This is a genomic window from Tomitella cavernea (assembly GCF_016599145.1).
Classification (GTDB): Bacteria; Actinomycetota; Actinomycetes; order Mycobacteriales; family Mycobacteriaceae; genus Tomitella; species Tomitella cavernae.
Genome location: NZ_JAENKO010000030.1, coordinates 1 through 24,598 on the forward strand (window position 1 = coordinate 1; position 24,598 = coordinate 24,598).

Genomic DNA, 24,598 nt, shown 5'->3' on the forward strand with positions numbered 1-24,598 from the left:
GTCACTGCCGCACAAATAGTTGATGGAAACGTGTCGGGCCCGGCCCCCTACGGGGGGCCGGGCCCGACACGTCTCTGGAACATCCGGACAGGCCTGCACACGCGCGAAGCCCGAGCGTGGGTGCCGCACGCGACGAGCAGCTTTGCCAACGATACGCCGCAACGGCGGCTACAAGGCGCGCGTACTGGCGCTTCCCGAATCGCCGAGCATCGCACTCCGGCGCAAGCCGATGGCGACGAGGAAGGGCAGCAACGCCTGCAAGCCGGTGCAGATCCGCTCGGCCAACCCCAGGTACATGCCCATCTGTGCGGCGACATACAACGCGAGTACCGACAACGCGATGACGAGTCCGGCCACGATGAGGCCCCCGCGGCTGACGAGTCGCTGCCGTAGCGACCAATCGGACGCGTCGGATCCCCGCAACGGAAGCGACGGGCGCCAGTAGGCCATGACGAACGGCCACAAGGTGAGCAGGCCGGCGCCCGCCACGGCAAAGAGCATGTGATCGAACGTGCTGCCGTTCGCGGGTTGCGGAAAGTACGCCACGCCCAGGCCTGCGACGCCGCCGAACGCGATGATCATGCGCGCAGACCTGTGCACGCCGTGCAGGCCCACCGCGGTGGCCAGATACGACAACGCTACGCAGTAGAGCGCCGCGGTCATGATCCAGCTGTGCCCGGCGCCGAGGCCCGACAGGACACTGATGGTCTCACGGATCGGGTCGTATTCGGGGGGCTGGAGTGCTCCCGCGACGATCCAGCCTACGATGAGGACAGTCGGTGTGAACGCCGTCACCCATGCGGCCCAGAGCGGCGGCCCGTTCTGCGGCGGGCGGAGTCCGGGGGCGGGCCGTGGCTGTACGGAGTCGAGCATCACCGGAGTCCGGACTGCCGGCCGGCCACGGCACCGGGTGCCGGGCCGCGGGGCGGACGTCGCCCGGTGACGATGGTGCATCGTGCGTCGGTCATCCGGCCCCCTTCTCGATGGGGCGCGCTGAACCGTACCGCGTGCGGGGCGCCGATCGCGGTCGGCAGCCCCGGCGACAGGCCGCCTCGACGTGCCCGTACTGCAACGCCGCCATACCGCGAGGAGAAGCTGCGTCGCGCATGCAACTGCTTACTTCCAATCTACGACGACGTGGGACACGTAGGTGCGGCTATGTGTTGTTCCCGCGGCGACATCGCAGCTTCGCAGGCGTTCCGACGCGCCGGGCCGGTGCCGTGGTTCGGTATCCCGCTGGTTGACGGACATGGTCGACAGTGGTGTGACTCGCGTCTAGCGTCGGGGCGACCGGGGTGGCCGCCACCAGTGGAGAAGCGCTCGGCGCGGGTCGCCTCGTCGGCAGGTGTTGACGATGAGGACGATGAGGGAGAATTGATGAGCATCGAGGACTCCAGGTTCGACGGCAAGGTCGCATTCGTGACCGGTGCCGCCCGCGGACAGGGCCGCACACACGCGGTCGCCTTCGCGGAACGCGGGGCGGACGTCGTGATCTGCGACCGGTGTGCGGACCAGCCCGGCGTCGGCTACCCGCTGGGGACGGAGGACGACCTGGAGGAGACCGTCCGTCAGGTCGAGGCGCTCGGGCGCAAGGTCGTCGCCGAGAAGATCGACACGCGTGAGCGCGGCGCGCTCGAAGCGCTCGTCGCGCGCGGGGAGAAGGAGCTCGGTCGCATCGACATCGCTGTCGCGAACGCGGGCGTCTCCGGCATGTCGCCTATCACCGACTTTCCGCAGGAGATCTGGGACGACGTCGTCGGGTCCAACCTCCACGGAGTGTTCAACACCCTCGCCGCCGTGTCACCCGGCATGGCCGATCGCGGATACGGACGCATCGTCACCGTGTCGTCGATGATGGGGCGCAGCTCCTCGCCGGGGCAGGCCGCATACGCGGCGTCCAAATGGGGCGTCATCGGCATGACCAAGTCCGTCGCCCAGGATCTCGCGGCGGCCGGCGTGACGGTGAACGCGGTGGCGCCGGGCAACATCGACACGCCGATGGTGAAGAACCAGCGGCTCTACGACGTCGTGTGCCCGGACATCGAGAATCCCACCTGGGACGACGTCGCCCCGCGACTCCAGCAGTTGCACGCGCAGCCCATCGCCATCCTCGATCCCTTCGAGGTGACGCGCGCGGTGATGTTCCTCGCGGATGAGGCCAGCGCCCACATGACCGGCATCGTCATCCCGGTCGACGCCGGTGCAGCGGCGCGCACCTCGGCCTGACGGCACCTCATCGCAGGCACGGCCGCGCCCCCGGTGCAGAGTGCACGTCCTCTGCACCGGGGCCGCGGCCTGTACGCCGGGGGGCCGCACGGCCCGCCCGCCGGATTCAGGATTGCGGGACGGGGGAGGGGCTGTCTGCGTTGGGTACGGCTTGGGCGGAAGGCTCGGCCTCGTCAGTACGCCGCGCGCCGTCGACCCCTTCGGCGTCGCCCCTTACGGAATCGACCGCGTCGGCGTGGGTCCGCTCGTGGCGGATCGCTCGCAGAACGTGGACCAGCGCGGCAAGCCACACCGCGGCCAGCACGGCGTAGACGGGTGCGGCGGCGATCTGCCCGAGCCCGACGGCGTCGAGGAAGGTCCGCGCGTTCGTCAACAGGATGAGTCCTCCGACGAGGGTTCCCATCAGGCGGGCAGGTAGCAGCCGCACCACCCAGGCGGCCAATGGCGCCCCCACCACGCCGCCCACCAGGAGCGCCGCGACGACGGTGAACGGGATCTCGGAGGTCGAGAGTCCCAACAGAAACCCCGCGCTTGCGCCGACGGTGACCAGGAACTCGGCGGCGGCCATCGTGCCCACCACCTTGCGCGGCTCCATGCGGCCCGAGGCCAGCAGCATCGAGGAACCGACCGGGCCCCATCCGCCGCCGCCCATAGCGTCCATGAAACCCGCCACCGCGGCCAGCGGCACCAGGAAGCGCCGCCGGATACGGCGTACCCGCACGGAGCCCGAACGCAGGAACACGAAGCGGGCGAGGATGTAGGCACCCAGGCCGAACAGGATCACGGCGACCACCGGTGCCGCGGCGGACGCGGGCAGCGCGGTGAGGAACGTCGCCCCGGCGAAGGCGGCGACGGCGCCGGGGACCGCCAGCCACGCGATCTTCGACCAGTCGACGTTGCCGAACGCCGAGTGCGAAAGGCCGGAGGCGAGCGTGGTGCCGATCTCGGCGAGGTGGGTGCTGGCGGAGGCGGCCGCCGGCGCGACGCCGACGGTGAGCAGCACCGTCGTCGACGTCAGCCCGAAGGCCATGCCCAATGCCCCGTCGATGAGCTGGCCGGCGAGGCCGGCGAGGGCGAGGAGGAGGAAACCGGGCATCGAGGGACTCCCAAGTCGATAGCAGCGATCGTTGCGGGGCCGCATGCGGAAGAATGTCCGGTATGCGGATCACGTCGAAAGCCGACTACGCGGTGCGCGCGATGATCGAGCTCGCCACCGCGGACGGGCTGCTCACCGCCGAGGGCGTCGCTGCCAGGCAGGGCATGCCCACGCGGTTCCTGCTGAACATCCTCAACGAGCTGCGGGTGGCGCGGCTGGTCGAAAGCAGACGGGGGCGGGACGGTGGATACCGGCTCGCCTGCCCGGCAGCCGAGGTGTCGGTGGCGGATGTGCTGCGCGCGGTGGAGGGGCCGTTGGCAGACGTCGCGGGGACGGCACCGGAGGACCTCGACTACCCGGGGGCCACCGCGCCGCTGCGCGACGTGTGGATCGCGACAAGGGGAGCGGTACGCCAGATACTCGAGACGGTCACGCTCGGCGATCTGGCGTCAGGAGAACTGCCTGATCCGGTGGTAAGGGTGCTCGGCGACCCCGGCGTGCAGCACAGGCGGTGAAAAGCGCGTGCGGGCGTGTCGGCGCTAGGGGCGACAACAGGTGGACGTGCTCCGCATGAAGTCCACGCAGCGGCGACGGGTCAGTGGGGCCGAGTGCATAGGTGACAGCCTCCATGAGAGAACACCACAATGTCAATCGGAATGGTGTAGAAGTGGAGCGGGTCACAGTCGAAGTGGTCTCGTCGACCGGCCGGCCGTGCTCGGGCGCGATCAGCCGTCAAGGGCGTGCAGTGCGCCCCGGGGGAAGCGCAGTGCGCCCCGGGGGAAGCGCCGGGGCCCGTTCTCCGCGTGGTGCGGAAAACGGGCCCCGGCCGCTGTGCGGGTGGTTTACCCCGCGACGGTGAGTACCACGTCCGCCAGTGCGGGCGCCTCGTCGCGCTCGGGGACGACGGCGGAGACGAGGATCTCGTCGCCCTCGCGCCACATGCGCACGCGCAGAGTCTCGCCCGGGAACACGATGCCGGCGAAGCGCGCCTTGAAGCCCTTCACCTTGGAGGTGTCGCTGCCGAGCATCGTGTCGACGACGGTCTTGCACGTGACGCCGTAGGAGCACAGGCCGTGCAGGATCGGCTTGTCGAAGCCGGCCGCCTTGGCGAACTCCGGGTCCGAGTGCAGCGGGTTGCGGTCGCCGCACAGCCGGTAGAGCAGCGCCTGCTGAGGCAGGATCGCTGCGTCGACGACGGCGTCGGGCTCTCGATCCGGCAGCGCGACCTTGGTCGAGGGGCCGCGCTCGCCGCCGAAGCCGCCCTCGCCGCGCGCGAAGATCGACGACCTTGCCGTCCACAGCGCATTGCCGTCGGCGTCGACGGTCTCCGCTTCCTGGACGATGACGGCGGCCTTGCCCTTGTCCCACACCTGGGCGATCTTCGTGGTGGTGCGGCCGGTGCCGTTCGCGGGGATCGGCCGGTGCACGGTCACCTCCTGGCTGCCGTGCACCACCTTCGCCAGATCGATGTCGACGCCCGGGAACTGCACCTTCGGCGGCTCCGAAGCGTGGAAAGTGGCGGCCACGGTGGCGAAGGTGGGCAGCACTTGGGATTCGTCGTCCCGCAGGTATCGCAGCTCGGCGGGGTCCACCGGCCGAGAGCCCGCGCCCACGCCGAGGTGGTAGAGCTGCACGTCGGAGCTGGTCCAGGAGAACTCCCGGGCGGGTAGCTCCGCGCCGACGGCGATGTTCGGATCAATGGGCATGGGAAGCCTCCTCGGCCTTGCGTTTGTTGTCCTTGTCCACCAGGTCGAGCACCGCGAGGTAGCCGAACGTCATGCCCGGCCCGATGGTGGCGCCGGGACCGGCGTAGGTGTGGCCCATGACCGGCGAGCTGCAGTTGCCGGAAGCGTACAGCCCTTCAATGGCGCTGCCGTCCTTGCGGAGCACCCGTGCCGCGATGTCGGTCATGACGCCCCCCTTGGTGCCCAGATCGCCCGGTACCATCTTGATGGCGTAGAACGGCGGCTTGCCGATCTCACCGAGCGACGGGTTCGGCTTGTTGAGCGGGTCGCCGTAGTAGTGATCGTAGGCGCTCTCGCCGCGCTGAAAATCCGGGTCCCTGCCGTCGCGGGCATAGCCGTTGAAGGTGGTGACGGTGTCCTGCAGCGCGTCGGCGGGCACGCCCATCTTCTCGGCCAGTTCGGTGATGCTGCCGGCCTTGACGATGACGCCCGACTTGAACCAGCGGCCCGGAAGCTTCTGTCGCGGTGGGATGCCGACGAACGAGTAGCGGTTGCGGTAGCGCGTGTCGAGGACGAGCCAGGCGGGGATGTTCTCGCCCGGCCCCTCGCCCTGACCCCACTTGCCGCCGTACATCGCGTGCGTCGCCTCGACGTAGGGCGCGGACTCGTTGACGAATCGTTGGGCCCGCTCGTTGACGATGATGCAGCCGGGCAGGCTGCGCTCGGACAGCGCGAACCACGGGCCGCCGGTGAGCGGCATGGACGGGCCCCACCAGGAGTCCTCCATGAAGCCCAGGTCGGCGCCCAGGCGCATCGCGGCCTCGATGCCCGCGCCGGTGTTGGCCTTGGCGCCCACGGTCCAGTCGGCGCCGATGGGCGCGCGCTGGTACTTGCGGCGCATCTCCGCGTTGTGCTCGAAGCCGCCGGAGGCGAGGATGACGCCCAGCCGGGCCCCGATGGTCTCCTCGGTGCCGTCGGCCTTGCGGACCGTGACGCCGGTGACCTTGTCGCCCTCGGTGACCAGGTCGGTGAGTTCGGTGTTGAGCAGGATCGGCACGCCCGCCTGCAGCAGCCCGCCGCGCAGACCGGCCATGAGCGCCTGGCCGCGCACGAGAAGGTGCTTCTTGCGGGCCTTGGCCGCGAGGAAGCGGAGGCCCACCTTCATCGCCTGCACCGGCCCACGCGGGTGGCGCATAAGCAGGTTGAGCCACTTGTAGTCGGCCTGGGTGATGACGAAGTTCGGCGGGGCCTTGACGTAGTCGGGTTCGAGGTTCTTCAGCTCCTCGCCCAGCTTGTGCCCGTCGAAGGGTACGGGCTCGACGCTGCGCCCGCCCGCACGTCCGCCCGGGGCCTCCGGGTAGTAGTCGGAGTAGTTGGTCACCCAGCGCAGCTCCAGGGGGGAGTTGGCGAGGACGAACGAGAGCATCTCAGGCCCGCGTTCGAGGTAGGTGTCGATGCGGTCGGGATCGACGGTGTCGCCGATGATGGAGTGCAGGTAGGTCCGGGCCGCCTCCGGGGTGTCCTGGACGCCGTCGCGGCGCAGCACCTCGTTGTTGGGGATCCAGACGCCGCCGCCGGAGCGGGCGGTGGAGCCGCCGTAATTCTCGGCCTTCTCGATGATGACGGCCCGGAGACCGTTCTTCGCGGCGGCCAGGCCGGCTGTCATGCCGGCGCCGCCACTTCCGACGATCACGATGTCGTACTGCTGCTCGGTCATGTAGAACAGGTTATAGAATGGCCGTGGAGCGCCGCCAGCGCCCATGCCTGTGACGCCGATTCTGGCCCCATGACCGGCCCCGACGCGACATTCGGGTACCGGTCGGCGGGATATGCCCGGTGCGCGGGCCATTCGGCCACCGCGCCCGCAGGCCTCCCGCACGGCCCGCGCACCCCTTACTTGGGCCGCGCACTTCCTGTGCAGCCCGCGCGTCGGATCCCGACGGCAGTCGAGGAAACGGTGCTCGGACCGGTGGCGCGGAGTGCCAGACTGGCAGGGGTGCGTCCGCATCCGGATCAGGATGGCAGGCGCCCGGAGGGGAGCAGCCGGACAATGGAGTCGAAGGAGCCGGGCGGCAGGGAGCGGGACGGCGGCGGACGGCGCGGCCTGCTCCCGCTCGACGGCATGACGGTGGTGGCGGTGGAGCAGGCCGTCGCGGCGCCGCTGGCCACCCGGCACCTGGCCGATCTGGGCGCGCGGGTGATCAAGATCGAGCGGCCGGGCATCGGCGACTTCGCCCGCCACTACGACACGGCGGTCAAGGGGCTCGCGGCGCACTTCGTCTGGCTCGGCCGGGGTAAGGATTCGGTGGGCGTGGACATCAAGGACCCGGACGGCCTCGACGTGGTGCGCCGACTCGTCGCCGGCGCGGACGTGTTCGTGCAGAACCTGGCGCCGGGGGCGTCGGACCGCCTGGGCCTGGCGGCCGGGGCGCTGCGCGGCGACCCCCTGCGTGCGGGCCGGCCCGAGCTGGTGACCGTCGACATGTCCGGCTACGGCGACGCCGGCCCCTACCGCGACCGCAAGGCCTACGACATGCTCGTCCAATCGGAGGCCGGGCTGGTGTCCATCACCGGCACCCCGGAGGCGCCGGCGAAGACCGGCATCCCCTCGGCCGACATCGCCGCTGGCATGTACGCCTTCTCCGGCGTTCTCTGCGCCCTGCTGCGCCGCGAGAGGACGGGTGAAGGGGCGCAGGTGTCGGTGTCGATGTTCGATTCGCTCGTCGAGTGGATGGGCTACCCGATGTACACGACCATGTACACGGGGGCGCCGATCGCGCGCACCGGCGTGGCGCACCCGTCGATCGCGCCCTACGACGGGTACCCCACTTCGGACGGCGAGGTGCTGATCGGCGTGCAGAACGACGACGGCTGGCGGGCGCTGGCCACCCGGGTACTGGGCAGGCCCGGGATGGCCGACGACGAGCGCTACGCCACCAACGTCGAGCGCGTGCGCCGGCGCGCGGAGGTGGATGCGGCGGTGGCGGAGGCCACGCGCTCGTTCACGGCGGCGGCGCTGCTCGACGTGCTCGGGCGGGAGGGGATCGCGGCGGCGCGGCTGCGAGACGTGCCGGGCGCGGTGGCGCACCCGCAGCTGGCGGCGCGTGGCCGGTGGCGCAGGGTGGGCACGGCTGCGGGGCCGGTGGACGCGGTGCTGCCGCCGATCGGCATAGCCGGCACGGAACCGGCCATGGGCGACGTGCCGGCGCTGGGGCAGCAGACGGACGAGGTGCTCGCAGGGATCGGTCTCGGACACGCACGGATCGCCGAGCTCCGGGGAAGGGGAGTGGTGCAATGACCGACGGCACGCCGCCCGCGGTGTTCACGGAGATCGCTGAGCACTGGCGGCCGGATCCCGCCGTGGCCGAGGAGGTGCTGGCGCCCTGGCCCGCCGCGGCCCTCGCCGCGCTGCTGGGCGCCGACCCGCCCGCAGAGGACACGGGCGCGCTGCCGCCGCTATGGCACGAGGTGTACCTGCGCGACCGCCCGCGCATCGCCGACTTGGGTGAGGACGGGCACCCGCTGGGCGGCCCGCTGCTGCCGCCGATCCCGCGGCGCCGCCGCATGTTCGGCGGCGGGCGCATCGTCGTGCACGAACCGCTGGGCATCGGCGATCGTGTACGCCGCACCAGCGCCGTCCGATCCGTGCGGGTGCGGCACGGGCGCAGTGGATGGCTGCTGTTGGTGACCGAACGCCACGCGTTCGAGGCCGACGGGCGCCAGCGCGTGGAGGACGAGCGCGACATCGTCTACCGCATGCCCGGTGACATACGCGGCACCGGGGCAAGCGCCGCGGCCGTGCGCGTGGGCGTGGGCGACGCGTCCGCGGCGGGCACCAGCTCAACGGGGAGCGCGCCGGCTCCGATCGTCCGGCTCGACGCCGACGAGCGGCTGCTGATGCTCACCAGCGCACTCACCTACAACCCGCACCGCATCCACTACGACCGCGACTATGCGACGCGCGTCGAGGGGCATCCGGGGCTGGTGGTGCACGGGCCGTTGCTGGCGCTCGAGGGCGTAGAGGCGGCGCGGCGGGTCGGCGGCCGATACCCGGACCGGGTGGACTACCGCCTCACCGCCACGGCCTACCCGGGGACGCCGGTCGACTTCGTCGAGCCCGCAGGCGGGCCCGGAGACGGCCCGATCCGCGCGGAGCCGGGGTCGGTGCGGATCGAGGGGCGCCAGGGCGGCCGCCTCTGCATCCGCGTCGACGCGGCGTGGGAGGGGGCCGCCGCAGCAGGTGCGGGGGCGGTCAGCCCGCCGCGGTGACGGTCTCCTTGGCCCAGCGGTAGTCGGCCTTGCCGCTGGGCGAGCGGCGGATCGCGTCCACCACCACCATCGACCGGGGCGCCTTGTAGCCGGCGAGCAGCGGCTTGAGGTGGGTGCGCACGTCCTCCAGCGTGGGTTCGTCGAAGCCGTCGCGCAGCTGGACCACAGCGGCCACCGACTGCCCGAACTTGGGGTCGGGCGCGCCGGCGACGAGGGTGTCGAGGATGGCCGGGTGGCTCTTGAGCGCCTGCTCGACCTCTTCGGGGAAGACCTTCTCGCCGCCGGTGTTGATGCAGCCGGAGCCGCGGCCGAGCACGATGATCGACCCGTCGGCGTCCACCTTGGCCATGTCGCCGAGCACGGAGAAGCGCACACCGTCCTTGACCGGGAAGGTCGCACGCGACTTGGCCTCGTCGCCGAAGTACTCCAGCGGCACGTTGCCCCGCCGCGCGAGGTAGCCGATCTGGTCGGATCCGGGGGCGATGGGGTCGAGCAGTTCGTCGACGACGATGGTGTGCTCGCCGGCCTGCAGCCGCAGCACGCCCTCCTCGTCCATGTTCACCACGCCGTCCGCGCCGGACTCCGAGGCCCCGAAGCTGTCGCGGATGAGCAGGTTCGGCAGCACCTCGAGGAGCTTGGCCCGCGAGGACTGCGACCAGATGGCGCCGCCGGAGGCGACGGAGAACAGCGAGGAGACGTCGTACTTGTCGGGTTGCGCAACCAGCTCGTCCACCAGCGGAACGCCCATCGCGTCGCCGACGATCATGAGGATCTGGATCTTCTCGCGCCCGGTCAGCTCCAGCGCCCCGACATGGTCGAAGTTGCGCATGAGCACCTGGCGGGCGCCGATGAAGAACATTTGGAACAGCGAGTACATCGCCGCGCCGTGCATCAGCGGGGCCGTCACCAGGATGGTGAGCTGCGGGAAGTTCGCGGCGGCCTCGGTGAGCGCGTCGGTGGTGTGGTGCGGGTCGCCGTACGGGTTGCCGCCGGAGAGCGCGGCGTAGTAGAAGTCCTCCTGCCGCCAGACGACGCCCTTGGGGTGCCCGGTGGTGCCGCCGGTGTAGATGATGAAGCGGTCGTCGGCGCTGCGCGGCGCGAAGTCGCGCTCGTCGCCGGCCTCCGCCAGCGCCTCGGACAGTGCGCGCACCGCGACGCCTGCCGCGGCGCAGGTGTCGGCCAGCTCGGCCGTGGGCGTGCCGACGACGAGGACGGCCTTGAGGTCCGGGCAGTCCGGTACGACGTGCGCCACCAGCGGGGCGAACTCCTCGTCGACGATGAGCAGCGCCGAGCGCGAGTTGGTGTACAGGTAGGCCAGCTCGGCCTCGGTGTAGCGGTAGTTGATGTTCACCGGCACCATGCGGACCTTCAGCGCGCCGATCACCGACTCGATGTACTCGACGCTGTTGCGCATGTGCATCGCGATGTGTGCGCCGGTGTCGATGCCGGTGGCGGCGATGGCGTGCGCCAGGCGATTCGACTCGCGGTCGAGCTGCGCGAAGGTGAGCCGCTTGTCTTCGAAGACCAGCGCCTCGCGGTCGTCGAGCTTGTCGGCCAGCGCCTCGAAGATGTCGGCAAGATTCATGGACTACCCATCTCTCATCGTGTGACGGCTACTCGTCGTAGGAGACCTTCACGTGGTCGGACTTCGGCAGTGACTGGCACCCCAGGTAGATGCCCTCTTCAATGTCCTCGGGTTCGAGCACCTCGTTGGTGATCATCTCGACCTCGCCCTCGAGGACCATGCAGGCGCACGCGCTGCAGGCGCCCTCGCGGCACGAGAACGGCGCGTCCAGGCCCTTGCTCAACAGCAGGTCCAGCAACTTGGTGTTGCGCGGCCACGAGTACTCGTAGGTTTCGCCGTCGAGAGTGACCTCGACGGAGGCGTTGTCGGCCGCGTCTTCGTCGGACTCCTCGACGACGATCTCGGCGAACGGGTCGCCCTCGATCGACTGGAACACCTCGATGTGCACGCGGGCGTGCGGCATCGCGAGGTCCTCCTTGAGCGCGCCCTCGGCGGCGGACATGAACGGCCCGGGCCCGCAGATGAAGGCGTCGCGGTCGGCGAACGGCTTGGCCAGCGCGGCGATCGTCGCCCGCGACGGCAGGCCCTGCAGCGTCTGCAGCCAGTGCAGCACGGTGAGGCGGTCCGGGTACTGCTCGCCGAGTTCCCGGAGCTGGTCGGCGAAGATCACCGAGTTCTCGTCCCGGTTCGCGTAGAGCAGCGTCACGTTGGCGCTGCCCTTGCGCAGGGCCGACTTGAGGATGGAGATGACCGGTGTGATGCCGCTGCCCGCGGCGATGAGCAGCAGGTCGTGGTCGAGATCCTTCGGCACGAACATGCCCGACGGCTGCAGCACGTCCACCTGCATCCCCGCCGCAGCGTTGTCGCACAGCCAGTTCGACGCGTAGCCGTCCGCCGTGCGCTTCACCGTGACGGTGAGCTCGTCGTCGGTGAACGGCGAGCTGGACAGCGAGTAGCTGCGTGCCACCGACCCGGTGAGGTCGCTGGGGATGCGGAGCGTGAGGAACTGGCCGGGCGCGTAGTCGAAGCGCTTCGCGAGCGGTTCGGGCAGCTCGAAGACCAGCGAACGGGCGTCGTCGGTCTCCGCGATCACGCGCGCCAACGACAACGAATGCACGTGGCTGCCGACGAGTCCGCTCCCGGACGCGGCTGTCCGCACGCCGGAGCCGCTTGCGGCGTCGTCCGGGCCTGCATCCTGCGGGTTGGGGTCCGCGTTGGCGGGTTGAGCCTCTGGCATCCTCGTTCAGTCCTTCATAGTGTCTGCTGACCCGGCGGCCGGGTCGTCTTCTTCGGGCACCTCGACACGGCCCGCCCGAACAGCATGCACTATCGAAGAGTCCAGGTCCGGGCACCCGTCCCGCAGGGCGGTCGGGGTGTCCGTGCCGGCCCACTCGGCGAAACGCGGGCACGTCGCAGCGGGCTCATCCTGCCATTGCACGCTGGTGTGCTGCGCGGTGAGCTTGCGCACCAGCACCTCGGTGCCGCAGCGTTCGCAGGCCACGGGGACCATCGCGTCGACCATGTAGCGGCGCCGGTCCTCGTCGGTTGCGCGGTGCAACGCCGCGCGCTCCGCGGGGTCGGTGAAGGTACGGGCCTTGGCCCAGCCGCCGGCGCCGGGGCCCTGTCGGCCGGCCATCCCGCTCAGACCTCCACCTGACGCCCGGTGGCCTGTTCGGCGGGGGTCGGACCGGCGTCGTCATCGCCGCCCGCGCCCTCCTCCGCGCGCATGCGTTCGAGGTTCTCGGCCACCTCCTTCTCCCAGTACTCGTTGGCCTTGGTGGTGTCCACCTCGTACTCGAAGCGCTGCGTCATCTCGTCGGTGACGTCGGCCTTGGCGACGTAGAACTGCTCGTACCAGCGGCGCATCTGGTAGACGGGACCGTCGTTGTCGCACAGCAGCGGGTTGTCGATCTTCGACTTGTGCTTCCAGATCTCGACGTCCTGCAGGAAGCCCTCGCTGATGCCCTCGGTGAACTTCTCGGCCAGCTTGTCGGCCAGCTCGTCGGTGACGCCCTGGGGCTTCTTCACCATGACGCCCCACATCAGCACGAACGAGTCCTGTGTGACGGGGTAGTGGCAGTTGATCAGTACGGACTCGACCTTGAACCCGCTGTAGACGTTGGTGAGCGGGTTGATCATGTAGGAAGGCCCGTAGTAGGCGGCCACGGACTCGAGCAGCGTGTCGCCGCCGTACTGCGAGGCCATGCCGATGTCCGGCCTGCCCTTGGTGGTGAGCCACTGCGAGGCGACCTGGCCGTCGAAGATGTTCTTGAAGTACGTCGGGAAGGCGTAGTGGATGTAGAAGAAGTGCGCCATGTCCACGACGTTGTCGACGATCTCGCGGCAGTTGGAGCCGTCGATGACCATCGAGTTCCAGGTCCACTGGGTCCACTCGTCCGAGCCGACGCCCTCGATCTCGGGGATGTAGTCCTCGGGCGCCCCGCCCTCGGGGTCGTTCCACACGAACAGCTGCCCGTTGCGCTCGAGCGTGGGCCAGGCCTGGGTGCGTGCCCGCATGGGCACGCGCTTGGCGTAGGGGATGTCCTTGCACTTGCCGTCGCCGCCCCAGCGCCAGTCGTGGAACGGGCAGGCGATCTCGTCGCCCTTGATCGTGCCCTGGGACAGGTCGCCGCCCATGTGCCGGCAGTACGAGTCGAGCACGTTGAGCTCGCCCTGGGTGTCCTGCCACACGACGAGCTTGCCGCCGAACGCCTCCACCGAATGCGGTGCGCCGTCGCGGAAGTCCTTGGCCAGCCCCAGGCAGTGCCAGCCGCGGGCGAACCGCTCGGGCGTCTCGCCGACATCGATGTGCCGGACGTGGTCCGTGGTGTCCGTGGTCGCCATCGCTCTCACATCCTTCTCCGGTAGTGCGGTGCTCTCGCGTCCTCCGGTACGGCGGGCAGGGCGCAGGGCGGTTCCCCTCCGCGGGGGACGGCGGAACCATAGTAGAACAGGTTATAGAAACCATACGCCCTGAGGCAATGTCCCACCCACCAGTGGGCCCGGAGTGCGACGGGGCGGGATGTGGAACGGTGTGCTGAGGCGGTGCTCGACATGAATGAGAACGTGTTCTAGTCTTGGCCCGGTCGCGGGCCCGCCGCCGGGGCGGACAACGGGCGACAGACGGGAGTTCTACGGTGAGCGGAATCGACGAGCGCATCCGGCGGGAGCACGCCGCGTCGTGGCAGGATCCGGCCGCCCTGGAGGTGCTCGGCCGTGTGCGCGCGATGCTCCCGGCCGTCCGTGCGCGGGCCGACGAGGCCGAGGAACTACGGGTGCTCCCGCAGGCGACGATCGACGAGTTGCAGGAGGCCGGGTTCTTCCGGCTGTTGCAGCCCAAGCAGTGGGGCGGCCTCGAATCCGACCCGGTCACGTTCTACACGGCGGTGCGCGACCTTGCCGGCGCCTGCGGATCCACCGGATGGGTCGCCGGCATCGTCGGCGTGCACAACTGGCATCTGGCCCTGTTTCCGCAGCAGGCGCAGCAGGACGTGTGGGGGGCCGACCCGGACGCGCGTATCTCGTCCTCCTACGCCCCGATGGGCTCCGGCGAGGTGGTCGACGGCGGTTACAAGGTCAACGGCGCGTGGGCGTGGTCGTCCGGCAGCGCGCACGCCGACTGGGCCGTTGTGGGCGGTCCGGTGATCAAAGACGGTCGGGCCGTCGACTTCGTCAGCTACTTGATCCCGCGCTCGGATTACCACATCGACGACGTCTGGCACGTGGTGGGGCTCAAGGGCACCGGGTCCAACACCCTCGTCGTGGAGGACGCGTTCGTGCCGGCGCACCGCGCCCTGAGCTTCAAGCAGATGACCGATTACGCCGCGCCGGGCCTCGACGTCAACACGGCGCCGCTCTACCGCATGCCGTGGGGGACCATCCACCCCACCGTGATTTCCACGCCCATCGTCGGCATGGCCTACGGCGTCTACGACGCGCACGTGGAGCACCAGGGGACGCGCGTGCGGGCCGCCTACGCGGGGGAGCAGGCGAAGGATGACCCGTTCGCGAAGGTCCGCGTGGCGGAGGCCGCCAGCGACATCGACGCGGCCTGGCGCCAGCTGTCCGGCAACCTCGCCGACGAGTACGCGTGCGTGCTCGGCGGCGAGAAGGTGTCGATGGGCATGCGCCTGGCGGCGCGCCGCGACCAGGTGCGGGCCACCGCGCGGGCCATCGCGTCGATCGACCGGCTCTTCGAATCGTCCGGCGCCACGGCCCTGCAGTCCGGCACGGTGATTCAGCGGCTCTGGCGGGACGCGCACGCGGGCCGGGTGCACGCGGCCAACGACGCGGAACGCGCGTACATGATGTACGGCGGCGCCGAGTTCGGCCTGCCGGTCAACGACAGCATGGTCTGATCCGGGACGCCCGGACACCGAGACAACCGAGGAGACGAACGCGATGAGCATCCGTGCGCTGGGATACCTGCGTATCGAGACCACCGACATCGAGGCCTGGCGCGAGTACGGCCTCAAGGTGCTCGGCATGGTCGAGGGCAAGGGCGCCGACGAGAACAACCTGTACCTGCGCATGGACGACTTTCCCGCGCGCCTGGTCATCATCCCCGGTGAGCGCGAGCACGTCGCGTCGATCGGCTGGGAGTGCGCCAACGAGGCGGGGCTGCAGGACATCCGCGACCGCCTCACCGCGGCCGGATGGGACTTCGAGGAGGCCACACCGGAGGAGCTCGCCGAGCGTCGCGTGGTCGACATGATCAAGACCCACGACGCCACCGGCTACACCCTGGAGATCTTCTGCCAGGTGGCGTTGCAGCACCGCCGCGTGGTCAGCCCGTACGGGCACAAGTTCGTCACCGGCGACCAGGGACTGGGGCACGTGGTGCTCGCCACCGACGACGACGCCGCCGACCTGAAGTTCTACCGCGACGTGCTGGGCTTCAACCTGCGCGACTCGTTCCGCCTGCCCCCGCAGGTGGCCGGCCTCCCGGCCGATCACGATCCGGTGTGGCTGCGGTTCCTCGGCGTCAACCCGCGCCACCACAGTCTGGCCTTCGCGCCCATCAAGGGCATGTACCCCACCGGCATCGTGCACTTGATGCTGGAGGTGGAGAACAGCGACGACGTCGGCCTCTGCCTGGACCGTGCCGACCGCCGCAAGGTGCCGATGGCCGCGTCGCTGGGGCGCCACGTCAACGACCAGATGCTGTCGTTCTACATGAAGACGCCAGGCGGATTCGACCTCGAGTTCGGCTGCGAAGGTCTGCAGGTGGAAAATGACGAGGACTGGATCGCGCGCGAAAGCACCGCGGTCAGCCTCTGGGGCCACGACTTCTCGATTGGACGCAAGTAGACATGACGGACGCACCCGCGGAAATCGACGGCAGGGCGCTGCGCAACCTCATCGGCAACTTCGCCACCGGCATCACTATCATCTCGACGATGTCCGACGAGGCGCCGGTGGGTTTCGCCTGCCAGTCCTTCAGCTCCCTGTCCCTCGACCCGCCGATGGTGCTCTTCTGCCCCATGAAGACCTCGCGGTCGTGGAACGCCATCGAGGCGGCCGGGCGCTTCGGCGTGACCATCCTCGCCGAGGACCAGCAGGACGCGTGCGCGGTGTTCGGATCGCGCAACCCGGACAAGTTCGCCTCGGTGGACTGGCACCGCTCGCCGGGCGGCATGCCGATCCTCGACGGCGAGCTAGCCTGGATCGACTGCACGGTGGAGAAAGTCGTCGACGGCGGCGACCACCACGTGGTGTTCGGCCGGGTGCAGGCCTTCGGCACGGGGGAGCCCGACAAGCCCCTGCTGTTCTACCGGGGGCAGTACACGGGGATCGAGCCGGACAAGTCCGTGCCCGCGCCGTGGCGCGCGGACCTCGAAGAGTTCCTGTTCACCGCCGGCACCAACGACACCTGGCTCTGACCACGTAACGGCGATGGCGGCCCGGCTGCGAAGACGCGGCCGGGCCGCTCCACGCCGGTACCCCGGGTCACAGTCAGATCCGCGCGGTGGCTTAGCGTGGAACCATGGTCACTGCGCGGGGAAACGATGAACAGGATCCACCGGTGGGCGGGGCACGCGCGCTCACGGTCTCCACTGCCACCGCACCGTTCACCTGGCATTGGACGCAGAGCCGGATGGCGAAGCGCATCCGCCGACTGGCGCGTGTCGCGGTCAAGCCGGTGATGACGTTCTGGCCGATGACCGAGCGCGGTATCGACGTCATCGAACGGGCCGACCACTGGGCGGAGTCCCGGATCCCGCACCCGGCGGGGGCCGACATCACCGACGTGCTGCTGGGCGGGGTGCGCTGCGAGCGGACGACGCCGCGCACTCCCGCGACCGATGCGTTGGCAGGGGGAGTGGTGCTCTACCTGCACGGCGGGGCGTTCCTGTTCGGCGGGCCGTCGACGCACCGGGGCGTGTGCGCGCTGCTCGCCAAGACCGCGGGCGTGCCCGTCTACTCCGTGGAATACCGCCAGCTCCCCGCAGGGCCGGTGTCCGCCTCGGTGGCCGATGCGGTGACGGCGTACACGGCGCTGCTGGAATCTGTGGAGGACCCGGCCCACGTCATCGTGGGCGGCGACTCGGCCGGGGGATACCTGGCGATGAAGGTCGCCGAGATCGCGGCGTTGCGTTCGATCCGTCGCCCGGCCGCGGTGTTCGGCTATTCGCCGCTGCTCGACCTCGTTCTGGGCGAGAACGACCCCGGGTACTTCCGCCGCGACGCGTACCTGCCGACGCGCCCGCTGGAGAAGCTGCGCGAGCGGTGGCTGGACGGGCCCGACACGATCGAGGGCGAGCAGTCGCCTGTCGACGTCGACCCCGCGCTGTTCCCTCCGGTGTTCCTCTCCGCAGCTGAGTACGAGCTGCTGCGGCCCGGCGTCGAGGTGATGACCCAGCGGCTTCACGATGCGGGGATCCCCGTCGAGACGCACCTGTGGGTGGGGCAGGTGCACGCGTTCCCGGCCGTCGGTGCCAGGCTGCCCGAGGCGCGGGAGATCGTCCGGCTCTCCGTCGAGTTCGCGCGCAGGGCGGTGGAGGGGCGCTCGATGGAGGCGGACGCAGACGACGGGCGCTGCGCGTAGGGGACTGCTGGTCAGACCGCGCGGCGCGCGCCGACTCTCCTCGCGTGCGTGTGTCCCGGCGTGTCGTCACAACAGGCGCGTAGCGCGGGGGAGAGCCCGGTGAACCGGTGCGCGGCTCTCCGGTGAAACTCCCCGTCACAGGTCCAGGCGCAGCCTGTCGTCGGTGCACCGTGACACGCAGATGAGCATCTCGCCGCGCTCGCGCTCGGCGGCGGTGAGGACGCTGTCACGATGGTCGACGCACCCGGAAAGCGCCGTGACTTTGCAGGTGCGGCAGTACCCCTGCCGGCACGAGTACGCGGTGTCCGGCAGCTCGTCGAGCACGGCCGACAGCACGGTGCGGTCCGCGGGCACCTCGATGGTGCGGCCGGACCTCGCGAGTTCCACGCTGAACGGTGCGCCGTCGGCGACCGCGGGCGCCGCGAACCGTTCGCAGTGGAACTCGACGTCGGTCCGGGTGCGCAGGGCGTCGAGTATCCCGGCGACCATCGGCGGCGGGCCGCAGCAGTAGACGGCGGTCGTGACCTCCGGGATGCCCGAGGACCGGTCGTCGCCCGAGGCGCCGGTCGCGCAGGGCCCCAACAGATCCGCGGCATCGGGTAGGCCGTCGGCGTCGTCGGTGCGGACGCGCGCCCGCGGGCCCAACGCGGCCACCTCAGCGGCGAACGGCAAGGCGTCGCGGCTGCGGCCGGTGTGCACCATCGACCAGTCGATGCCCAACGCGTCGGCCATGCGGGCCATCGGCAGGATCGGGGTGATGCCGATGCCGCCGGCGATGAGCCGCAGCCGCTCGGCTTTCGACCCGCGGCCGGGGGCGACGAACGTGAACGCATTTCGCGGGCCGGAGACGGTCACGGGGGCGTCCTCGGTGAGCGTCGTGTGCACCTCGAGCGAGCCGCCGTCGCCGTCGGGTATCAGGCGGACGGCGATGCGGTAGCAACCGCGGTCGTCCGGGTCCCCGCACAGCGAGTATTGGCGCCGGCGGCCGGAAGGCAGGTGCACGTCGATGTGGGCGCCGGGGTGCCATTCCGGCAGCGGGGCGTCGTCGGCTGCCGTGAGCGTCAGTTCGACCACGTTCCGGTCGTGCGCCACCACGCGGCGGCGGGCCACGACGAGCTCGAGCGTGCCGTCGTCCTTCAGGCCGGTGCGCGATACGCGCGGCGCCGAGCCGGACGCCCAGATGTAGGCGCCGATGGCCGTGTCGAGAGTGCTCAGCACGCGGTCGACGTGAGCGTGGCCGTTGAGGCTGGGCGGGGCTTGCGGGCGAGGGACGCGGCCAAGGGCGTGGCGGGCGCGCATCAGATCTGCGCCGCCGCGCGGGCGGACGGGGACGCGGCGAGGTAGGCGAGCGCCTGCGCGGTGTCGCCGACGGATTCGGGGGAGTACCCGGGGGCCAGGCAGATCGCGGCGCTCCGGAGCAGCCGGGGGATGCGGGGGAACGTGCCGCGCCGCATCGACCTCGCCAACCGCCGGCCGATCCGCAGGTAACCCATGGTGGGGAGCTCCGGGTCGGTCCGGACGAGGTACCGGGTGTTGCGCAGGATGAGGACGAGCAGCGCGCCCACGCCGACGACCATCGCGATGTTGCGCCGCACGTAGCCGACGCCCACGTAGGCGACGACGTCGTGCGCCACGTTGCGGTGCTCGACCTCCTCCGCGCCGTGCCAGCGGAACAGGTCCAGCATCTGGGGGTCGGCGCCGTGTTCCTCGAGCGGTGCGTTGAGGATCCAGTCGCCGAGGAAGGCGAACAGGTGCTCAAGTCCGCCGATCAGCGCCGCGCGCTCGATCAGATGCTGCCGCGCGCGGCGGGGGCTCTGGCCCGGACGGGGACCGACGACGACGCGGAACAGGAACTCGGACTGTCGGATCAGCGGCGCCGGGTCGATGCCGCGGGCCCCGTAGACCTGATGCAGCACGGCTTCGTGCGTCTCGGCGTGCATCGACTCCTGACCGATGAAACCCAGCACATCGCGGCGCAGGGCCTCGTCGCCGATGAGCGGAAGCAGTTCGTGGAAGGTGGCGCAGAACATGCGCTCGCCCTCCGGGAGCAGGAAGTTCAGCGCACCGATGGCGTGCGACGCGACGGGGTCGCCGGGAATCCAGTTCAGCGGCGTGCGCGACCAGTCGTGCTCGACGTTGCGCGCGCACAACTCGACCCGGCCCGGGGCGCGGGTGCTCGTCTCGTCCGCCATCGATAGCCTCCCGTGATCCCTGTCATGCTCATGTATGTGACTGAACGTAACGTGTATGCCTCGACGATACGACACTTGCGGTGGATGGGAAAGCGCTGACGCGCACTAGGCCCGCGGACGACAATGGACAGGCGGGCCGACGGAGGGAGCACAATGACGGCGGGGCGGCACATGGACCGGTACGAGCACGCGGGGATGACCTTCGAGGTGGTCGACCGCGCGGCCGGTGCGGGTGCGTCGGACCCTGACGCGACGGACCCCGACTCGGCGGCCGGTGACGTTCCTGACTCCGGCGGCGGGGCACGCGCACCCATCGTGCTGCTCCACGGCTTTCCGCAGACTGCGTCCTGCTGGGCCGCGGTGACGCCGATCCTGAACCGGGCCGGCCACCGCACCATCGCGGTCGATCAGCGCGGGTATTCGCCGGGAGCGCGCCCTCGCGGCAGGAGGGCCTACCGGCTGGAACTGCTCATGGCGGACGTCGTGGCGCTCATCGAGCGGCTCGGCACGGGCCCGGTGCACGTGGTGGGCCATGACTCGGGTGCTGCAGTCGCGTGGATGCTTGCGGCCAACCGTCCGGACCTCGTGCACTCGCTCACCGCGGTGTCGGTGCCGCACCCCGGCGCGTTCGTGCGGTCGATGCTGTCGAGCACGCAGGCGATGCACTCGTACTACATGGCCATGTTCCAGGTTCCCCGGCTGCCGGAGTGGGTGGCGCGCCGGCTTCCGCGGGTGTTCGACCGCATGCTGCGCCGCACGGGGATGACGGACGCGATGGTGGCGCAGGTGCACGCGGAGGTCATCGACGCCGGCGCGTTGACCGGGGCGATCAACTGGTACCGGGCGATGCCGTTGACCAGCCCGACGATGATGAACCGGCCATCGCGGGCCCCCACCACCTACGTGTGGAGCGACGGTGATGTGGCGCTCATGCGGCGCGGCGCGGAGCTCACTGCGGAGTACGTGGTCGCCGACTATCGCTTCGAGGTGCTCGAAGGCGTGAGCCACTGGGTGCCGGAGGAGGCCCCGGACGCATTGGCGCGCCTGATACTCGAGCGCACGGAGGGGTGACGCGGACCGCCGCACGCGGATTCGCGCGACACGCCGGGACAGACAATGCGCGCGCGGAAGGAAGACCGGCGCACGGCGCGAGAACCGGCGCGCGGCGGCCCGCACAGGCGGTGCCCGCAAAGGCAGTGCCCGTGCGGGCCGCGCCGCGGGACCCCGTGCAACGTCTAGGTCAGGCCGGCCGCCGATTCGAGCAGGTGCAGCTGCTCGCGCGGCTGGCCGAACAGTTGCGCGCAGCCGTGCGCCCGCTTGAAGTACAGGTGCGCGTCGTGCTCCCAGGTGATGGCGATGCCGCCGTGCAGCTGGATCGCCTCGCCGGCCACCTGCTGGAAGGCTTCGGTGCAGTAGGCCTTCGCCGTCGCCGCGTCCACGGGGGAGAGCGACTCCGCGGCCTTGTAGGACATCGACCGCGCCGTCTCCACGAGCACGTAAAGATCCGCCATGCGGTGCTTGAGCGCCTGGAAGCTGCCGATGGCCCGGCCGAACTGTTTGCGCTGCTGCGTGTACTCCACGGTGAGCGCCAAGAGCCGGTCCGCGGCGCCGACGGCCTCGCCGGACAGCGCCACCTGCGCGATGGCGAGGACCTTGTCGAGCACCTCCGCCCCCGTGGCCAGCGGGGTCGCCGCGGCGGCGGAGAACCGCACCCGTGACAGCGGCCGCGTGGGATCCATCGCCGGCGTGGCGGTGCGCTCGACGCCCGCCGCCGCCGGGTCCACCTCGAACAGTCCGGGGCCATCGTCGGTGCCGGCGGCCACGAGCAGCACGTCCGCGCGATCTCCGCCCAACACGTAGTAGGTGTCGCCGGTGAGCGTCCACCGGTCGCCGGCGGGTTCGGCGCCTACCTCGAGATCGTCCGAGCCCCAGTAGCCTTCGTATCCGGACCAGCACAGAGCCGCCGTGGTCTCACCCGCTGCGATCCCGGCCAGGATCCGCCCGCATGCGTCGTCATTGCCGGTGGCCAGCAGGGCCTGCACGCAGATGACGGCACTGCCGAGCATGGGCGAGGGGACCAGGCCGCGGGCGAGTTCCTCGAGCACGAGATGCGATTCGAAGTAGCCGGTGCCGATGCCGTCGAACTCCTCTGGCACGGCGAGCGCGGCCACCCCGATCTGCTCGCACAGCAGCGACCAGAGCTTCGCGTCGTAGTCGGCGTCGGACTCCGCGACGGCCCGGACGGCTGCGCTGTCCGCGCGCTTGGCGACGACGTCCCGGACGGTGCGTGCGAGTTCGCGCTGTTCGTCGCTGAACGGGCCCGCCTCGGACAAGCTGATCGCGGTGTTCTTGCCGGCCATGATTAGAGCGCCTCCATGATGCGGCCGCGGTGGTCGGCCGGGGTGCCCCAGGCCGTCACCAGCGCGCGGGTCTTGGTCAGCAGCAGCGAAAGGTCGTGTTCCTGGGTGTAGCCGATGGCGCCGTGCGCCTGCAGGGCGACGCGCGACGAGTGGTATGAGGCCCGCCCGCAGGCCAGCTTGGCCGCGCTGACGTCGCGGCGCGCGGTGGGGGCGCCGTCGCGCACGGCCATCGCCGCCGCGTACAGCAACGGGCGTGCCATCTCGACCGCCACGGCGACCTCGGCGACGAGGTGCTTGACGGCCTGCTGACTGCCGATGGCGCGTCCGAACTGCTTGCGCTGCCGGACGTATTCGACGGTGGTGTCGAGCATCGCCTGGCCGAGGCCTTGCAGCTGCGCCGCGGTGGCGAGCGCGCCCAAGTCCTGCGCGGCGGCGAGCACGCCCGCGTCGACGGTGCCCAGCGGTGCGCCGGCCTCGGTGGCGTACAGGTGCCGTGCCCGGTCCACCGACTGCGTGCGCACACCCGGTTCGCCCAGGGCGACGGCGGCGCCGCCGTCGGTGGGATCCACGCGCAGCACGGTCGCGGCGGTGCCGGCATCGACGGCGTACGGCGTGGCGGGCGGGGCGGCGACGGTGGCCAGCGCGCCCTCGGACAGGGCGCCGAGGCGGCCGGGCGCCACCGTGGCGAGCAGTGCGGGCGCCACCGCGAGGGTCTCGGCGACGGGGCCGGGGACCCCGTAGTAGCCCAGCTTCTCCGCTGCGACGATGAGGAACAGAGCGTCGGCGCCCATGCCGCCGTCGTCCTCGCCGATGAGCAGGCCGTTGACGCCGGTCTCGGCGAGCCGGCCCCACAGCGCCGTGCCGGGGGCGGCGTCGCCGTCGGACCATGCGCGGATGACTGCGGGCAGGTCCGCCTTGCTCAGCAGCGAGTCGAGCGACGCGGCGAAGTCGTCGTGGATCTCTTCCAGTGCAAATCTCATCGATCCGCCTTCGGTAGGCCGAGGAGACGCTCGGCGATGACGTTCTTCTGGATCTCGTTGGTGCCCGCGTAGATGGGGCCGGACAGGGAGAACAGGTACCCGTCCTGCCAGGGGCCCATCACCTCCGCCTCCGGGCCCAGCAGGTCCAGGGCGGTCTCGTGGGTGGCGACGTCCCAGTCGGACCAGAACACCTTGTTGATCGAGGATTCGGCGCCGAGCGCACCGCCCGATTCGAGGCGGGTGACGGTGGCCCACGTGCTCAGCTCGTAGGCGCGGGCGCCCACCCATGCGTCGACGACCCCGTCGCGCAGCGCGGTGTCCGCGGCATCGATGGCGCCGGAAGCGATCTGCGCGCGGTAGGTGTCCAGTAGACGATCGGTGGTGGCGAGGAAGCGGCCGGGGGCGCGCAGCGACAGGCCACGCTCGTTGCTCGCGGTGCTCATGGCGACGCGCCAGCCGTTGTCGACAGCGCCGATCACGCCCGAGTCGGCCGGGTTCGCGGGGTCATCGGGGACGAACACGTTCTCCAGGAACAGCTCCGCGAATCCCGGTTCGCCGTCGAGCTGGTCGATGGGCCGTACGGTGACGCCCTCGGAGCGCAGGTCGAACATGAAGTAGGTGATGCCCGCGTGTTTGCGCTCGGCGTTCGGGTTCGAGCGGAACAGCCCGAATCCCCAGTCGGCGAAGGCCGCGCGGGAGCTCCACGTCTTCTGCCCGTTGAGCAGCCACCCGCCCTCGGTGCGCGTGGCGGTGGAGCGCAGCGAGGCCAGGTCGCTGCCTGCCTCCGGCTCGGACCACGCCTGTGCCCAGATGTCGTCGGCGCGGGCCATGCGCGGCATGATGCGGTCGAGCTGGTCCTGGGAGGCGTGCTCGAACAGCGTGGGGGCCAGAAGGAAGATGCCGTTCTGACTCACCCGGCCCGGCGCGCCGGCGCGGTAATACTCCTCCTCGAAGATCACCCACTGCTGCAGCGTCGCATCACGCCCGCCGTACTCGGCGGGCCAGGAGACGACGGACAGCCGTGCGTCGGCGAGCGTGCGCTCCCACGCGCGGTGCGCCTCGAAGCCCTCCGCCGTGTCCATCGACGGCAACGGCTGCGCCGGCACGTGCTCGCGCAGGAAGGTGCGGACCTCGTCGCGGAACGCGACGGTGTCGGCATCGAATTCGAGATCCACTGTCGGATACGTCCTTTCGATTCAACTCGGGCCCCGCGCGGC

General features: G+C 70.6%; 22 protein-coding genes. 9 read left to right on the forward strand and 13 right to left on the reverse strand.

Going from position 1 to position 24,598, the window contains the following annotated elements; genetic code table 11:
• Positions 1-168: 168 nt before the first annotated feature.
• Positions 169-873 carry a DUF998 domain-containing protein gene (locus tag JJ683_RS11550; protein ID WP_200174249.1) on the reverse strand — a complete coding sequence of 235 codons (705 nt, stop codon included), beginning with the start codon at positions 871-873 and terminating at the stop codon, positions 169-171.
• Between the two features lie 504 nt (positions 874-1,377).
• Between JJ683_RS11550 and JJ683_RS11555 the strand changes: the two genes are divergently transcribed.
• Positions 1,378-2,226, forward strand: a complete 849-nt coding sequence (locus JJ683_RS11555) for a mycofactocin-coupled SDR family oxidoreductase (RefSeq protein ID WP_200174250.1) — start codon at positions 1,378-1,380, stop codon at positions 2,224-2,226.
• A gap of 106 nt (positions 2,227-2,332) precedes the next feature.
• On the opposite strand, the gene JJ683_RS11560 is transcribed toward JJ683_RS11555, so the two are convergent.
• Positions 2,333-3,322, reverse strand: a complete 990-nt coding sequence (locus tag JJ683_RS11560; RefSeq protein WP_200174251.1) for a sulfite exporter TauE/SafE family protein — start codon at positions 3,320-3,322, stop codon at positions 2,333-2,335.
• A gap of 62 nt (positions 3,323-3,384) precedes the next feature.
• On the opposite strand from JJ683_RS11560, the gene JJ683_RS11565 reads away from it, so the two are divergent.
• Positions 3,385-3,837 carry an RrF2 family transcriptional regulator gene (locus tag JJ683_RS11565; RefSeq protein WP_200174252.1) on the forward strand — a complete coding sequence of 151 codons (453 nt, stop codon included), beginning with the start codon at positions 3,385-3,387 and terminating at the stop codon, positions 3,835-3,837.
• Between the two features lie 327 nt (positions 3,838-4,164).
• Here the strand turns inward: JJ683_RS11565 and chsH3 are convergent, their stop codons facing one another.
• The gene (gene chsH3, locus JJ683_RS11570; protein ID WP_200174253.1) at positions 4,165-5,028 is read right to left on the reverse strand and encodes an enoyl-CoA hydratase ChsH3; all 864 of its coding nucleotides are present in this window, start codon (positions 5,026-5,028) and stop codon (positions 4,165-4,167) included.
• On the reverse strand, positions 5,018-6,724 hold the full coding sequence (kstD, locus tag JJ683_RS11575) for a 3-oxosteroid 1-dehydrogenase (RefSeq protein ID WP_200174257.1): 1,707 nt from the start codon (positions 6,722-6,724) through the stop codon (positions 5,018-5,020). The genes chsH3 and kstD overlap by 11 nt, the downstream gene beginning before the upstream one ends.
• A gap of 333 nt (positions 6,725-7,057) precedes the next feature.
• Between kstD and JJ683_RS11580 the strand changes: the two genes are divergently transcribed.
• On the forward strand, positions 7,058-8,305 hold the full coding sequence (locus JJ683_RS11580) for a CaiB/BaiF CoA transferase family protein (RefSeq protein WP_200174258.1): 1,248 nt from the start codon (positions 7,058-7,060) through the stop codon (positions 8,303-8,305).
• Positions 8,302-9,276 (forward strand): HTD2 family dehydratase, encoded by a 975-nt coding sequence (locus tag JJ683_RS11585; RefSeq protein WP_200174259.1) that lies wholly within the window; start codon positions 8,302-8,304, stop codon positions 9,274-9,276. The genes JJ683_RS11580 and JJ683_RS11585 overlap by 4 nt, the downstream gene beginning before the upstream one ends.
• Here JJ683_RS11585 and JJ683_RS11590 read toward each other — a convergent pair.
• From JJ683_RS11590 to JJ683_RS11605, 4 genes are read right to left on the reverse strand one after another with little or no spacing between them, the layout of a single operon-like run.
• On the reverse strand, positions 9,260-10,861 hold the full coding sequence (locus JJ683_RS11590) for an acyl-CoA synthetase (RefSeq protein WP_200174260.1): 1,602 nt from the start codon (positions 10,859-10,861) through the stop codon (positions 9,260-9,262). The genes JJ683_RS11585 and JJ683_RS11590 overlap by 17 nt on opposite strands.
• A 28-nt stretch (positions 10,862-10,889) precedes the next feature.
• Positions 10,890-12,038, reverse strand: a complete 1,149-nt coding sequence (locus JJ683_RS11595) for a ferredoxin--NADP reductase (protein ID WP_200174261.1) — start codon at positions 12,036-12,038, stop codon at positions 10,890-10,892.
• 6 nt (positions 12,039-12,044) lie between these two features.
• Positions 12,045-12,437, reverse strand: coding sequence for a hypothetical protein (locus JJ683_RS11600; protein WP_200174264.1), 393 nt, complete (start codon positions 12,435-12,437; stop codon positions 12,045-12,047).
• Between the two features lie 5 nt (positions 12,438-12,442).
• On the reverse strand, positions 12,443-13,645 hold the full coding sequence (locus JJ683_RS11605; protein WP_200174266.1) for a 3-ketosteroid-9-alpha-monooxygenase, oxygenase component: 1,203 nt from the start codon (positions 13,643-13,645) through the stop codon (positions 12,443-12,445).
• A gap of 356 nt (positions 13,646-14,001) precedes the next feature.
• On the opposite strand from JJ683_RS11605, the gene hsaA reads away from it, so the two are divergent.
• From hsaA to JJ683_RS11625, 4 genes are all read left to right on the forward strand, one after another.
• A complete protein-coding gene (gene hsaA / locus JJ683_RS11610; protein WP_372435291.1) occupies positions 14,002-15,159 on the forward strand; it encodes a 3-hydroxy-9,10-secoandrosta-1,3,5(10)-triene-9,17-dione monooxygenase oxygenase subunit in 1,158 nt (385 codons plus the stop codon).
• 43 nt (positions 15,160-15,202) lie between these two features.
• Positions 15,203-16,111: an iron-dependent extradiol dioxygenase HsaC gene (hsaC, locus tag JJ683_RS11615; RefSeq protein ID WP_200174267.1), complete on the forward strand. Its 909-nt coding sequence runs from the start codon at positions 15,203-15,205 to the stop codon at positions 16,109-16,111.
• Between the two features lie 2 nt (positions 16,112-16,113).
• Positions 16,114-16,683 (forward strand): 3-hydroxy-9,10-secoandrosta-1,3,5(10)-triene-9,17-dione monooxygenase reductase subunit, encoded by a 570-nt coding sequence (hsaB, locus tag JJ683_RS11620; RefSeq protein ID WP_200174268.1) that lies wholly within the window; start codon positions 16,114-16,116, stop codon positions 16,681-16,683.
• Between the two features lie 215 nt (positions 16,684-16,898).
• Positions 16,899-17,849 carry an alpha/beta hydrolase gene (locus JJ683_RS11625; RefSeq protein WP_200174316.1) on the forward strand — a complete coding sequence of 317 codons (951 nt, stop codon included), beginning with the start codon at positions 16,899-16,901 and terminating at the stop codon, positions 17,847-17,849.
• A 135-nt stretch (positions 17,850-17,984) separates the two neighbouring features.
• On the opposite strand, the gene JJ683_RS11630 is transcribed toward JJ683_RS11625, so the two are convergent.
• A complete protein-coding gene (locus JJ683_RS11630; protein WP_307810881.1) occupies positions 17,985-19,067 on the reverse strand; it encodes a PDR/VanB family oxidoreductase in 1,083 nt (360 codons plus the stop codon).
• Between the two features lie 80 nt (positions 19,068-19,147).
• Complete coding sequence (locus JJ683_RS11635) at positions 19,148-20,041, reverse strand: metal-dependent hydrolase (protein WP_200174270.1); 894 nt, start codon at positions 20,039-20,041, stop codon at positions 19,148-19,150.
• 153 nt (positions 20,042-20,194) lie between these two features.
• Between JJ683_RS11635 and JJ683_RS11640 the strand changes: the two genes are divergently transcribed.
• The gene (locus JJ683_RS11640) at positions 20,195-21,112 is read left to right on the forward strand and encodes an alpha/beta fold hydrolase (RefSeq protein ID WP_242474643.1); all 918 of its coding nucleotides are present in this window, start codon (positions 20,195-20,197) and stop codon (positions 21,110-21,112) included.
• Positions 21,113-21,276: 164 nt separating this feature from the next.
• Here JJ683_RS11640 and JJ683_RS11645 read toward each other — a convergent pair whose 3' ends face one another.
• The 3 genes from JJ683_RS11645 to JJ683_RS11655 are packed head-to-tail and all read right to left on the reverse strand — an operon-like array spanning position 21,277 to position 24,556.
• The gene (locus JJ683_RS11645; protein ID WP_200174271.1) at positions 21,277-22,401 is read right to left on the reverse strand and encodes an acyl-CoA dehydrogenase family protein; all 1,125 of its coding nucleotides are present in this window, start codon (positions 22,399-22,401) and stop codon (positions 21,277-21,279) included.
• 2 nt (positions 22,402-22,403) lie between these two features.
• The gene (locus JJ683_RS11650) at positions 22,404-23,381 is read right to left on the reverse strand and encodes an acyl-CoA dehydrogenase family protein (RefSeq protein WP_200174273.1); all 978 of its coding nucleotides are present in this window, start codon (positions 23,379-23,381) and stop codon (positions 22,404-22,406) included.
• On the reverse strand, positions 23,378-24,556 hold the full coding sequence (locus tag JJ683_RS11655; RefSeq protein WP_200174275.1) for an acyl-CoA dehydrogenase family protein: 1,179 nt from the start codon (positions 24,554-24,556) through the stop codon (positions 23,378-23,380). Before JJ683_RS11655 ends, JJ683_RS11650 begins: the two co-directional genes overlap by 4 nt.
• Positions 24,557-24,598: the final 42 nt, after the last annotated feature.